General features: G+C 59.9%; 8 protein-coding genes. 1 reads left to right on the forward strand and 7 read right to left on the reverse strand.

From position 1 onward, the window contains the following. The 5 genes from E4Z66_RS19205 to E4Z66_RS19225 form a co-directional block, all read right to left on the reverse strand. Nucleotides 1-298: GTP-binding protein (locus E4Z66_RS19205; protein WP_211097166.1), on the reverse strand; the 298-nt coding region annotated here is incomplete at its 3' end. A 56-nt stretch (nucleotides 299-354) separates the two neighbouring features. Further along, nucleotides 355-2,472 carry an elongation factor G gene (gene fusA / locus E4Z66_RS19210; RefSeq protein WP_136464713.1) on the reverse strand — a complete coding sequence of 706 codons (2,118 nt, stop codon included), beginning with the start codon at nucleotides 2,470-2,472 and terminating at the stop codon, nucleotides 355-357. 30 nt (nucleotides 2,473-2,502) lie between these two features. After that, nucleotides 2,503-2,973 carry a 30S ribosomal protein S7 gene (rpsG, locus tag E4Z66_RS19215; protein ID WP_136464714.1) on the reverse strand — a complete coding sequence of 157 codons (471 nt, stop codon included), beginning with the start codon at nucleotides 2,971-2,973 and terminating at the stop codon, nucleotides 2,503-2,505. A gap of 12 nt (nucleotides 2,974-2,985) precedes the next feature. Next, the gene (rpsL, locus tag E4Z66_RS19220; protein WP_005621086.1) at nucleotides 2,986-3,357 is read right to left on the reverse strand and encodes a 30S ribosomal protein S12; all 372 of its coding nucleotides are present in this window, start codon (nucleotides 3,355-3,357) and stop codon (nucleotides 2,986-2,988) included. Nucleotides 3,358-3,628: 271 nt separating this feature from the next. Further along, entirely contained in the window at nucleotides 3,629-4,501 is an 873-nt protein-coding gene (locus E4Z66_RS19225) for a DMT family transporter (protein ID WP_136464715.1), read from the reverse strand. Between the two features lie 280 nt (nucleotides 4,502-4,781). Here E4Z66_RS19225 and E4Z66_RS19230 point away from each other — a divergent pair, with 280 nt between their 5' ends. Continuing rightward, complete coding sequence (locus tag E4Z66_RS19230; RefSeq protein WP_168797840.1) at nucleotides 4,782-5,552, forward strand: lysophospholipid acyltransferase family protein; 771 nt, start codon at nucleotides 4,782-4,784, stop codon at nucleotides 5,550-5,552. 81 nt (nucleotides 5,553-5,633) lie between these two features. Here the strand turns inward: E4Z66_RS19230 and rpoC are convergent, their stop codons facing one another. Then, on the reverse strand, nucleotides 5,634-9,881 hold the full coding sequence (gene rpoC / locus E4Z66_RS19235; protein ID WP_136464717.1) for a DNA-directed RNA polymerase subunit beta': 4,248 nt from the start codon (nucleotides 9,879-9,881) through the stop codon (nucleotides 5,634-5,636). A 50-nt stretch (nucleotides 9,882-9,931) separates the two neighbouring features. Further along, a complete protein-coding gene (gene rpoB, locus E4Z66_RS19240; RefSeq protein ID WP_136464718.1) occupies nucleotides 9,932-14,071 on the reverse strand; it encodes a DNA-directed RNA polymerase subunit beta in 4,140 nt (1,379 codons plus the stop codon). Between the last annotated feature and the right edge of the window lie 122 nt (nucleotides 14,072-14,193).

Below are 14,193 nucleotides of genomic sequence, written 5' to 3' on the forward strand. Positions count from 1 at the left end.
CCAGAATCGCGCCGTCCATCTGCGCCGCACCGGTGATCATGTTCTTCACGTAGTCCGCGTGACCGGGGCAGTCGACGTGCGCGTAGTGACGGTTCTCCGTCTCGTACTCAACGTGCGCCGTCGAAATCGTGATCCCGCGCGCTTTCTCTTCCGGCGCGCCGTCAATCTCGTCATACGCCTTGAAGTCGCCAAACTGCTTCGTGATCGCCGCCGTCAACGTCGTCTTGCCGTGGTCAACGTGACCAATCGTGCCGATGTTTACGTGCGGCTTCGTGCGTTCAAACTTTTCCTTTGCCATGATGGCCTCCTGTTCTTTGGAGGTAAGGTGGGCTCAGGCCCACCTTACGGGTGTCTTTAGGCGTATTTTGCCTGGATTTCGTCGCTGATGTTCTGCGGCACCGGATCGTAGTGATCGAACTGCATCGTGAACTGCGCGCGGCCCGAGGACATGGAGCGCAGTGTGTTGATGTAGCCGAACATGTTCGCCAGCGGCACAAACGCGTCGATTGCGATTGCGTTGCCGCGCGGCTCCTGGCCGGACACCTGACCCCGACGGGATGTCAGGTCACCAATGATGCCACCGGTGTATTCTTCCGGCGTGATCACTTCGACTTTCATGATCGGCTCGAGCAGTTTCGCACCGGCTTTACGCAGACCTTCGCGCATTGCCATCCGAGCGGCGATTTCAAAGGCGAGAACGCTGGAGTCCACGTCGTGGAACTTACCGTCGATCAGCGCAACCTTGAAGTCGATCACCGGGAAGCCTGCCAGCGGACCGGAGTCCATGACCGACTGAATGCCTTTTTCGACACCCGGGATGTATTCCTTCGGAACCGCACCACCCACGATCCGCGATTCGAAGGAGTAACCTTCGCCCGGCTCTGTGGGGGAGATGATGAGCTTCACTTCCGCGAACTGACCCGAACCACCCGACTGCTTCTTGTGGGTGTAGGTGTGTTCGATCTCGTGACCGATGGTCTCACGATAGGCCACCTGCGGCGCACCGATATTCGCTTCGACCTTGAACTCACGCTTCAGACGATCGACCAGGATGTCGAGGTGAAGTTCGCCCATGCCCTTCATGATGGTCTGACCGGACTCGAGGTCGGTTTCGACGCGGAAGGACGGATCTTCGGCGGCAAGCCGTGCGAGACCCTGGGACATCTTCTCTTGGTCGCCCTTCGTTTTCGGTTCCACGGCGATCTCGATCACCGGGTCCGGGAAGGTCATCGTTTCCAGAACGACCGGGTCGTTCTTGGAGCACAGCGTGTCACCGGTTGTGGTGTTCTTCAGGCCACCCAGCGCGATGATGTCGCCTGCGAAGGCTTCTTCGATCTCTTCACGGTTGTTGGAGTGCATCATCATCATGCGGCCAACACGCTCGCTGTTGCCCTTCGTGGAGTTGAGCATCGAGTCACCCTTGGACAGGGTGCCGGAGTAGATGCGCACGAAGGTCAACGAACCAACGAAGGGGTCGTTCATGATTTTGAACGCCAGACCGGAGAACGCCATATCGTCATCCGCGCGGCGTGCAATGTTCCGAACTTCTTCTTCGTCGCCCGGCTTGAAGCCCATGTAATCAACAACGTCGAGCGGGCTCGGCAGGTAGTCGATCACAGCGTTGAGCAGCGGCTGAACGCCTTTGTTCTTGAACGCGGAACCACCCAGCATCGGAACGAACGCCATTTCCAGCGTGCCCTTGCGCAGCAGTTTGCGCAGGGTGTCGACATCGGGCTCTTCGCCTTCGAGATAGGCTTCCATGGCGTCGTCGTCCATTTCGACGGCCGCTTCGACCATTTTGCCGCGCCACTCGTCTGCCTGGTCCTGAAGCTCGGGACGGATGTCCACGAGTTCCCAGGTCGCGCCGAGGTCGTCACCTTTCCACAGCCATTCCTTCATCAGGACGAGGTCGAGCAGACCCTCAAGCTCTGTTTCGGCGCCGATCGGGATCGCAACGGGAACAGCGCGTGCGCCGGTCCGCTCTTCGACCATCTTGTGGCAGTTGAAGAAGTCCGCACCGATCTTGTCCATCTTGTTGACGAAGACGATACGCGGAACCTTGTAGCGGTCAGCCTGACGCCACACGGTTTCTGTTTGCGGCTCAACACCGGCGTTGGCGTCAAGAACACAGACAGCACCGTCGAGAACCGCCAGCGAACGCTCAACTTCAATGGTGAAGTCAACGTGGCCGGGGGTGTCGATGATATTGAAGCGGTGCTTCGGCGTCTGTGCCTCGGTGCCGTTCTCGGTACGCTCCCAGAAGGTCGTGGTCGCAGCCGACGTGATAGTGATGCCGCGTTCCTGTTCCTGCTCCATCCAGTCCATAGTGGCTGCACCATCGTGCACCTCACCGATGTTGTGGGATTTGCCGGTGTAGTACAGGATCCGTTCCGACGTGGTGGTTTTACCAGCGTCGATATGGGCCATGATGCCGAAGTTACGGTAGCGGTCGAGCGGATAATCGCGTGCCATGGAGCTGCTTCCTCGAGAGAGTAGGTTGATTTACCAGCGGTAGTGGGAGAAGGCCTTGTTCGCTTCGGCCATCTTGTGCGTGTCTTCGCGCTTTTTCACGGCAGTGCCGCGGGACTGAACCGCATCCAGAAGTTCGCCTGCAAGGCGTTCCTGCATGGTGTTCTCGTTCCGGCCACGTGATGCGGAGATCAGCCAACGGATCGCCAGAGCTTCGCGGCGCTCGGGGCGCACTTCGACGGGGACCTGATAGGTGGCACCACCAACCCGGCGGGAGCGAACCTCGACCGACGGCTTGATGTTGTCCAGCGCCTCGTGGAACACTTCCACGGGTGCGCGTTTCACCTTGGATTCAACCCGGTCCAGAGCGCCATAAACGATTTTCTCTGCTGCGGACTTCTTGCCGTCCAGCATCAGGTTGTTCATGAACTTCGACAGAACCTTGTCGCCGTACTTGGCGTCGGGCAGTACTTCGCGCTTCTCAGCAGCGTGACGTCGGGACATTTCCTATTCCTCTTACTTCGGACGCTTCGCGCCATACTTGGAGCGACGCTGTTTCCGGTCTTTGACGCCCTGTGTGTCGAGCACGCCGCGCAGGATGTGGTAACGCACACCCGGAAGGTCTTTCACACGACCGCCGCGGATCAGGACAACGGAGTGTTCCTGAAGGTTGTGGCTTTCACCAGGGATATAGCTGATGACTTCGAAACCATTGGTCAGGCGCACCTTGGCAACCTTCCGCATGGCCGAGTTCGGCTTCTTCGGCGTCGTTGTATAGACGCGCGTGCAAACGCCCCGCTTCTGAGGGCACTGCTCCAGGTGCATGGATTTGGAGCGCTTAACTTTCGGCTGCCGCGGCTTGCGGATCAGCTGTTGGATCGTTGGCATATGGGTCTCTTCCCCGTCTCAACACATGTGTTTGCGGGTGTCCCCGCGGTTTCAATCTCGCATGCGCAAAACGTGCGTCCACGCAACGCGCAAAAACCGCTCCGTTCCCATTCCGAGGTGAACGATGCGGTGGGTTTCCAGAGGATCGGAGCAGTTAAGTCGCCCGGATCTTGTCCACTAGAGTTCTGAGTTCCGACGGTCGGACATAGTCCTGTTGCCGGGATGTGGGGCGTATAAGGGGAGTCGGACCACCTGTCAACACCTCGGCAACCTATGCGGATTGTCGGCGGATTTCCCTCTCGCGCCAGAGCGTGAACAGCCCTGCGCCCACCACAAGCCCCGCGCCAATCAGCGTATATAGTGTCGGCCAATCGCCGAACACAAGCCATCCCAGCGCCAGCGCCGCGATCAACGAGGTATAGCGAAACGGCGCGACATAGGACACGTCCCCGATGCGCATGGTTTCGATGGAAAAGTAGTAGCCGCCAAAGACGAACAGCGCCGATCCGGCCAGCAATTGCCAGTTCGTGGCAGAGACCGGCACCCATGGGTCGGCCAGGCTTGCGACCGCGAACCAAAGCGTAACCGCGAGCGAGGTCGCAAGCGTTGCCGTCAGCGACGGGGTCTCGGGCGGCAGACGGCGGGTAACAAGGTCGCGGGCCGTGACGCAGAGCACCGCAATCAGCGCATAGAGCGACCAGATGCTGAACCCCTCTGCCCCCGGCCGCACGATCAGCAGCATCCCGGCAAAGCCGACCGCGATAGCCGTGGCGCGTCGCCACCCCACCGGTTCGCGGAAGACAAGGAAGGCCCCAACGGTAATGGTCAGCGGCAGCGCCTGAAGGATCGCGGTCACATTGGCGAGCGGCATATTGAACAGCGCCGTCAGAAAGAAATACGCCGCCGCGATCTCTGCAAGGCAGCGCAGCCCGATCAGCCCCCAGGCGCGCGGGGCTATGCCCAAACGCAGTCTGCCAAGGGCCAGCGCGAGCGCCAGGATCAGCAACGAAGCCATTCCGCCCCTGATCGCAAGCAGTTGCGCCAGAGGAATTTCCGCCTGCGTCAATTTGATGAACGTGTCGTTGATTGTGAAGGAAAACATCGATGCCATCATCAGCAAGGCACCGATCTGATTATTGGACATGGCCGCGCCCTTCCCCCTCGAATTCCGCGCGACGTTAGACACGATGTGAATCCGGCTGCAAGCATCGCTTCGACAGTTGGCCCGCCCGCGCAGCAAGAGGGTAACCTTGCGTCACCTTTCCCCGTTGCGCTTTGCGCCCAGTTCGCAGATGAAGGCGCCATGCAAGAACCGCTTCGGTTCCTTCGGTGCGAGCCATGACGCCGTCTTGCGCAGGCGCATCCGCTTTCATGGCCCCATGCGCGCCCCGCTTGGGCGTCTGCGTTTCAGGTACTTATCCACGATGACCCCTCTTTCCCGCAGCGCGGCATTGACGCCGATCGATCCCCTGCCCGTGCGCTTGATCAAGCGTATTGCGCTGATCCTGGCGGGCCCGTTCTACTTTCTTTATATCGGGTTCGTCCCGTTGCTTTGCGCGCGGCGACAGGGCTTTCGCGGGTGGTACTGGCGGACGGTGAAACGCGCCTGTTCACGCCTGCTGTGGTTGCTGAGCATCCGGGTGGAAATGACGGAAAAAGACCGGGCCACCCTGGCCGCGGACACTGACAGCCTGATCGTCATCAACCACCGCAGCCATCTGGATGGGTTCACCCTGATGGATGTGGTGCCGGACGAGAAATGGTTCACCTTCGCCGCCAAGAAGGAACTCTGTGATGCCGCGCTGCTGAGCACCGGGTTCAAAGGTGCCGGTCTGGTAGAGATCGACCGGACCAGCGGCAAGGTCGCGTTGGAAACCCTCAACGAGGCGGTGCGGACCATGCCGGCGCGTCGGTCTGTCGTCCTGTTTCCCGAAGGCACCCGCGCCAAGACCGCGACCCTGGCAGAGTTCAAAGCCGGGGCGGTGATCGTCGCACGGGAAACGGGCCGCGCCATTCGGCCCATCGTGATCCACAATTCCGATACCCTGCTGCCACGTGGCAAACACCTGCCGCGAAGTGGCACCATCCGGCTGGAAGTCTTACCGCTGTTTCACTGCGATATGAGTGTCGATGTGGATAAGGACGTGACGCGCTTGCGGGCCGCGATGCTGGAAGCGTTCGAACGCGGGATCTAACCGCCCAGCACGCCACCTTTGGCAGTTAAGAAAAAGCCCCGCTCAATGGCGGGGCTTTTGCGTTTTTCTATTCAGCGCGGATCAATCGCGGCTGTCTTCGACCGGATCGATGATCGTGTCGAAGTCCGAGCCACCGACCATGTCGTCGGCTGTCGGAGCGGCCAGCGCCGCAGCAGCTTCCGCTTCTTCGCGGCGTGCTTCGATGACCACGTTGTCCCGATCGGACGCGATACGGCGCATTTTCTGCGTCGCACCACCGGTGCCCGCCGGGATCAGACGACCCACGATAACGTTCTCTTTCAGGCCGACCAGCTTGTCGCGTTTGCCCTGAACCGATGCCTCGGTCAGCACGCGCGTTGTCTCCTGGAAGGATGCCGCAGAGATGAAGGACCGCGTTTGCAGCGACGCCTTGGTGATACCCAGCAGGATCGGTTCGCCCTGTGCCGGACGGCCGCCCTTCGACAGAGCCTTTTCATTGGCTTGGTCGAATTCCTGCTTGTCGACGTGTTCACCCTTAAGCAGCGTGGTATCGCCGCTGTCCTGGATTTCCCACTTCTGAAGCATCTGGCGCACGATCACTTCGATGTGCTTGTCGTTGATTTTCACACCTTGCAGTCGGTACACGTCCTGCACTTCGTCGATCATGTAATCGGCGAGCGCTTCGACACCCATGATGGACAGGATGTCGTGCGGTGCCGGGTTGCCATCCATGATGTAGTCGCCTTTCTGGACGAAATCGCCCTCGACAACCGGGATGTGCTTGCCCTTGGGCACCATGTACTCGACCTTTTCCATGGTCTCGTCTGCAGGTTCGATCGCGATCCGGCGCTTGTTCTTGTAGTCCTTGCCGAACCGAACATAGCCGTCGATTTCCGCGATGATGGCGTGATCCTTCGGACGCCGTGCTTCGAAAAGCTCGGCAACACGCGGCAGACCACCGGTGATGTCCTTGGTTTTCGCACCTTCACGCGGGATACGCGCGACAACGTCACCAGCCACGATGTCCTGACCGTCTTCGACCGACAGGATCGCGTCCACCGACATCGGATAGGTCACCGGGTTGCCCGCATCGTTGCGGACCGGCTCACCATCGGGACCGACCAGAATGATCTCCGGCTTCAGCTCGTTGCCTTTGGGGGCAGCGCGCCAGTCGGACACGATCTTCTGGGTCATGCCGGTCGCATCGTCGGTTTCCTCACGCACGGCTATACCGCTGACAAGGTCGACATAGCGCACGGAACCGGTCTTCTCGGCGATGATCGGCAGGGTGTAGGGATCCCATTCGAACAGCTTGTCGCCGCGGCTGACGGTCTGGCCATCCTTGACGAACAGCTTGGAGCCATAGTCCAGCTTGTGGCTGGCCCGCTCTGCGCCGTCCTCGCCGATGATCCGGATCTTCATGTTCCGGCCCATGACGAGCATGTCGCCCGCTGCGTTTTCGAGGATGTTGGTGTTTTCGTATTCGATCACACCTTCCTGCGAGGATTCGAGGAACGACTGCTGGCCACCTTGTGCAACGCCGCCGATGTGGAAGGTCCGCATCGTCAGCTGCGTGCCCGGCTCACCGATGGACTGCGCCGCGATGATACCGACAGCTTCGCCCACGTTGACCATCGTACCGCGTGCAAGGTCACGACCATAGCACATGGCGCACACGCCCTCTTCCGCCTCACATGTCAGCGGCGAGCGGATGCGTGCGGTCTGAACGCCCGCAACGTCGATGGCGTCGGCCATACGTTCGTCGATCATGGTGCCCTGTGCGACAAGAACCTCGTCCGTCCCCGGACGCAGGATGTCGTCTGCCGCAACACGGCCCAGCAGACGCTCTGCCAAGGACGCGACGACCTCACCATCATTCACCGCAGCTTCGGCCGTGATCGCGTTTTCAGTGCCGCAATCGGGCATACGCACGATGCAGTCCTGTGCCACGTCCACCAGACGACGGGTCAGGTAACCCGAGTTCGCTGTTTTCAAAGCGGTATCCGACAGACCCTTCCGGGCACCGTGGGTGGAGTTGAAGTACTCCAACACGGTCAGACCTTCTTTAAAGTTCGAGATAATCGGCGTCTCGATGATGTCGCCATTCGGCTTCGCCATTAGGCCGCGCATCCCGCCCAGCTGTTTCATCTGCGTGACCGAGCCCCGCGCACCGGAGTGGGCCATCATGTAGACCGAGTTCGGTTCCTTGTCGGACCCGTCCTCGTCTTTGCCCGACTCGGAGATGGTGGCCATCATCGCTTCGGTGACCTTGTCGTTACACTTCGACCATGCATCGACGACCTTGTTGTACTTCTCACCCTGGGTGATCAGGCCGTCCATGTATTGCTGTTCGAAGTCTTTGACCTGCTCGCGTGTCTCGTCGACGATCCCCCACTTGTCGCCGGGGATGACCATGTCGTCCTTGCCGAAGGAAATCCCGGCGCGGAACGCTTCTTTGAAGCCCATGGACATGATCTGGTCACAGAAGATGACCGACTCTTTCTGACCGCAATAGCGGTAGACGGTGTCGATGACGTTCTGCACGTCTTTCTTCCGCAGCAGACGGTTCACCAGTTCGAACGGCGCTTTGGCGTTGGGCGGCAGCAGCGCGCCCAGCTTCACGCGGCCCGGCGTGGTGTCGAACCGCATATGCACAGTTTCACCGGTTTCCGGGTCGATCTGCGGCACACGCGCGATGATCTTGGTGTGCAGGTGCACTTCGCCCGCGGACAGCGCATGGTCGACTTCCTCGATGGAGCCGAACACCTTGCCCTGACCCTTCATGCCTTCGCGTTCCAGCGTGACATAGTAAAGACCAAGGATCATGTCCTGCGACGGAACGATGATCGGTGCGCCGTTGGCGGGCGACAGAACGTTGTTCGTCGACATCATCAGAACACGCGCTTCAAGCTGTGCTTCCAGCGAAAGCGGCACGTGAACAGCCATCTGGTCGCCGTCGAAGTCCGCGTTGAAGGCCGAACAGACCAGCGGGTGAAGCTGGATTGCCTTGCCTTCGATCAGCACGGGTTCAAACGCCTGGATACCCAGACGGTGCAGCGTCGGCGCACGGTTCAGCATGACCGGGTGCTCGCGGATAACCTCGTCGAGGATATCCCACACTTCGGGGCGCTCTTTTTCCACCAGCTTCTTGGCTTGCTTCACGGTCGAAGACAGACCTTTCGCCTCAAGCCGCGAGTAGATGAACGGCTTGAACAGCTCCAGCGCCATCTTCTTGGGAAGACCACATTGGTGCAGCTTCAGTTCCGGGCCGGTCACGATGACCGAACGACCGGAGAAGTCGACGCGTTTCCCCAGAAGGTTCTGACGGAAGCGGCCCTGCTTACCTTTCAGCATGTCGGACAGCGATTTCAGCGGGCGCTTGTTGGCACCGGTGATCACGCGGCCACGACGGCCGTTGTCGAACAAGGCATCGACGGATTCCTGCAGCATCCGCTTTTCGTTGCGGACGATGATATCCGGCGCGCGCAGTTCGATCAGACGCTTCAGACGGTTGTTCCGGTTGATGACGCGGCGATACAGATCGTTCAGGTCGGACGTCGCAAAGCGCCCCCCATCCAGCGGCACCAGCGGACGCAGTTCTGGCGGGATCACCGGAACCACGGTCATGATCATCCATTCCGGGCGGTTGCCGGATTCAAGGAAGCTCTCGACCACTTTGAGGCGCTTGATGATCTTCTTCGGCTTCAGTTCGCCAGTGGCTTCTTTCAGCTCTTCGCGCAGCTTTTCTGCTTCGGCTTCCAGATCGATCTGGGCCAGCATGTCGCGGATCGCTTCGGCACCGATATTGGCGGTGAAGGCGTCCATGCCGAACGCATCCTGCGCGTCCATATACTCTTCTTCCGAGAGCATCTGGCCATAGGACAGATCGGTCAGACCCGGTTCGATCACGACGTAGTTCTCAAAGTACAGAACCCGCTCCAGATCGCGCAGCGTCATGTCGAGCATGAGGCCGATACGGCTGGGAAGCGACTTCAGGAACCAGATATGCGCAACAGGCGCTGCCAGTTCGATGTGGCCCATACGCTCGCGGCGCACTTTCTGCAGCGTGACTTCCACACCGCATTTCTCGCAGACAACGCCGCGATACTTCATGCGCTTGTATTTACCGCACAGGCATTCGTAGTCTTTGATCGGGCCAAAGATACGCGCGCAGAACAGGCCGTCACGTTCCGGCTTGAAGGTCCGGTAGTTGATCGTTTCGGGCTTTTTGATTTCCCCGAACGACCACGACAGAATCCGCTCGGGCGAGGCGAGCGAGACTTTGATCTCGTCGAACACCTTTTGCGGCGTCAGCGGGTTGAACGGGTTGTTTGTCAGTTCCTGGTTCATCTTGTCATCCTTGATAAGGCGCGTGGGAAAATGGGGTGACGGTCAAGCCGTCACTCATCTTCCTCCGCATCCAGGAGTTCCATGTTCAGACCGAGGCCGCGGACTTCCTTCACCAGAACGTTGAAGGATTCCGGTACGCCAGCCTCGAAGTTGTCTTCGCCCTTGACGATCGACTCATAGACCTTGGTCCGGCCTGCCACGTCGTCCGATTTCACCGTCAGCATCTCCTGCAGGGTGTAGGCGGCGCCGTAAGCTTCCAGAGCCCAGACCTCCATCTCCCCGAAGCGCTGACCACCGAACTGCGCTTTACCGCCCAGCGGCTGCTGGGTGACAAGGCTGTAAGGCCCGGTCGAACGCGCGTGGATTTTGTCGTCCACAAGGTGGTGCAGTTTCAGCAGGTACTTGACGCCCACAGTCACAGGACGCGCGAATTGCTCGCCCGTGCGACCATCGAACAGGATCGACTGACCAGAGGTATCGAAGCCAGCGCGGCTGAGCGCGTCGTTCACATCGATCTCTTTGGCGCCGTCGAAGACAGGTGTCGCCACCGGAACACCGCGCGCAACATTGCCCGCCGCTTCCAGCAGTTCTTCCTCGGTCATGTCCTTGATGCCTTCTTCGTAGACATCGCCGCCATAGGCCAACTTCATCGCGTCGCGGACCGGGGTCATGTCGCCGGAACGGCGGTATTCACCCAAGGCTTCGTCGATATTCAGACCCAGACCGCGTGCGGCCCAACCCATGTGGGTTTCGAGGATCTGACCAACGTTCATCCGCGACGGCACGCCCAGCGGGTTCAGACAGAAGTCCACCGGTGTCCCGTCTTGCAGGAACGGCATGTCTTCCATCGGAACAACCTTGGAAATCACACCCTTGTTCCCGTGACGACCGGCCATCTTGTCGCCCGGTTGCAGCTTGCGCTTCACCGCGACGAAGACCTTGACCATCTTCATCACACCCGGCGGCAGGTCGTCGCCACGACGGACTTTCTCGACCTTGTCTTCGAAACGTGCGTCCAAAGCGCGCTTTTGCGCCTCGTATTGCTCGTTCAGGGCTTCGACCACTTGCGCGTTCTGCTCGTCCTTGAGGGCAATCTGCCACCAAGCGGAGCGCGGGAACGCTTCCAGCGTGTCTGCGGTGACAGTGTCACCCGCTTTCACACCGCGCGGACCCTTCGCGATTTCCTTGCCCAGCAGCATGTCGCCCAGACGGGCATAGATGTTGCGGTCGAGGATCGCGAGTTCGTCATCACGGTCACGGGCCAGACGCTCGACTTCTTCACGCTCGATCTGCAGCGCACGTTCGTCTTTTTCCACACCATGGCGGTTAAAGACACGCACTTCGACGACCGTGCCGTAGTCACCCGGCTTCACCCGCAGCGAGGTATCGCGCACGTCGGACGCTTTCTCACCGAAGATGGCGCGCAGAAGCTTTTCTTCCGGCGTCATCGGGCTTTCGCCCTTCGGTGTGATCTTGCCCACAAGGATATCGCCCGGCTCCACATCGGCGCCGATATACACGATGCCCGCCTCGTCGAGGTTGCGCAGCGCTTCCTCGCCGACATTCGGGATGTCGCGTGTGATTTCCTCGGGCCCAAGCTTTGTGTCACGGGCAGAGACTTCGAATTCCTCGATATGGATCGAGGTGAAGACGTCATCGCGCGCGATCCGCTCGGAGATCAGGATCGAGTCCTCGTAGTTGTAGCCGTTCCACGGCATGAACGCGACGACCACGTTCTTGCCCAGCGCCAGTTCACCGATATCGGTGGACGGACCGTCGGCGATGATTTCGCCCTTGGTCACTTGCTGACCCACCTTCACCAGCGGACGCTGGTTGATACAGGTGTTCTGGTTGGAACGCTGGAACTTGCGCATCCGGTAGATGTCCACGCCCGCGTCGCCCAGTTCGAGGTCTTCGGTCGCCCGGATCACGATACGCTGCGCATCCACCTGGTCGATGATGCCCGCGCGTTTCGCCTGAATGGCCGCGCCGGAGTCGATCGCCACCTTGCCTTCGATACCGGTCCCGACCAGCGGGGCTTCCGCTTGCAGAAGCGGAACCGCCTGACGTTGCATGTTCGATCCCATCAGGGCGCGGTTCGCGTCGTCGTTTTCGAGGAACGGGATCAGCGAGGCCGCAACGGATACCAACTGCTTGGGCGACACGTCGATCAGATCAACGCTTTCATTCGGCGCGAGCGTGTATTCACCAGCCTGGCGGGTGTTCACGAACTCGTTCACGAATTTGCCGTTCTCGTCGATGGAGGCGTTGGCCTGCGCAACGGTGTGACGCTGCTCTTCGGTCGCGGACATGTAGTTGACCTCGTCGGTCACTTTGCCGTCGACGACTTTCCGATACGGTGTCTCGATGAAGCCATACTTGTTGACGCGGGCAAAGGTCGCCAGCGAGTTGATCAGGCCGATGTTCGGGCCTTCCGGCGTTTCAATCGGGCACATCCGGCCATAGTGCGTGGCGTGCACGTCGCGCACCTCAAAGCCGGCACGTTCGCGGGTCAGACCGCCCGGCCCAAGCGCGGAGAGACGACGCTTGTGCGTCACTTCCGAAAGCGGGTTGGTCTGGTCCATGAATTGCGACAGCTGCGAAGAGCCGAAGAATTCACGCACAGCCGCCGCGGCGGGCTTGGCGTTGATCAGATCCTGCGGCATCACCGTGTCGATTTCGACGCTGGACATACGCTCTTTGATGGCGCGCTCCATCCGCAGAAGACCGACGCGGTACTGGTTTTCCATCAGTTCGCCAACGGAACGGACACGGCGGTTGCCGAGGTGGTCGATGTCGTCCACTTCGCCCTTGCCGTCGCGCAGTTCTACCAGCGCCTTGATGCAGGCCACGATGTCTTCGCGGCGCAGCGTGCGCTGGGTGTCTTCGGCGTCGAGCGCCAGACGCATGTTCATCTTCACGCGGCCCACGGCAGACAGGTCGTAACGCTCGGAATCGAAGAACAGCGTGTCGAACAGCGCAGAGGCAGCTTCGACGGTGGGCGGCTCACCCGGACGCATGACGCGGTAGATATCCATGAGCGCGGTTTCCCGGTTCATGTTCTTGTCTTGCGCCATGGTGTTGCGGATATACGGACCGATATTGACGTTATCGATATCCAGAACCGGAATATCGGTGATGCCCGCGTCGACCAGCTCCTTCACGGTGCCGCCGATCAGCGTGCCATCCTTGTCATATTCCAGCGTCAGTTCATCACCGGCTTCGACATAGATCGCGCCGTTTTCTTCGTTGATGATGTCCTTCGCGACGAATTTGCCGACGATTTGCTCGAACGGCAGCAGAAGCTCCGTCACCTTGCCTTCGTCGATCAACTTCTTGACCGCGCGCGGCGTGACCTTCTTGCCCGCTTCGGCAATCACTTCACCGCTGTTGGCGTCGACCAGATCATATGTCGGGCGCGTGCCACGCACACGGTCCGGGAAGAACGGCGAGACCCAGCCCTTGCCCTTGCCTTCCAGCTTGTAGGACACGGTTTGGTAGTAAGCATCCATGATGCTTTCCTGATCCAGACCCAGCGCATACAGCAACGTCGTCACGGGCAGCTTGCGGCGACGGTCGATACGGGCGAACACGATGTCCTTGGCGTCGAATTCAAAGTCCAGCCACGAACCGCGATACGGAATGATACGGCAGGCGAACAGCAGCTTGCCGGAGGAGTGCGTCTTGCCCTTGTCGTGGTCGAAGAACACACCGGGGGACCGGTGCATCTGCGAAACGATGACCCGTTCGGTCCCGTTGACCACAAAGGTGCCGTTCGGTGTCATCAGGGGCATATCGCCCATGAACACGTCCTGTTCCTTGATGTCCTTGACCGACTTGGCCCCGGTGTCCTCGTCCACATCGAACACGATCAGACGCAGGGTGACTTTCAGCGGCGCGCTATATGTCATGTCGCGCTGCTGGCACTCTTCCACGTCGTATTTCGGCGCTTCCAGCTCGTACTTCACGTATTCCAGCACGCTGGTTTCGTTGAAGTCCTTGATCGGGAACACGGACTGGAACACACCGTTGATGCCTTCACCATCGGTGGGATCAGGTGCTTCACCCGAATTCAGGAACAGGTCGTAGCTTGATTTCTGGACCTCGATGAGGTTCGGCATTTCCAGAACTTCACGGATCTTGCCGTAGTATTTCCGAAGACGTTTCTGGCCAATGAACGAATTTGCCATGCGGTTTTCGCACTCCATCTTTGTCTGTTCACACAGCGGGGGGGCGGCCCGTGGCGAACGCTCAAAGATCGAAAAGGGGGTCTATACCTGCGCATTTGCCCATCATGCGCGCCCGACCCCGA

It is taken from the genome of Aliishimia ponticola (assembly GCF_004803475.1).
In the GTDB taxonomy this organism is placed as follows: domain Bacteria; phylum Pseudomonadota; class Alphaproteobacteria; order Rhodobacterales; family Rhodobacteraceae; genus Aliishimia; species Aliishimia ponticola.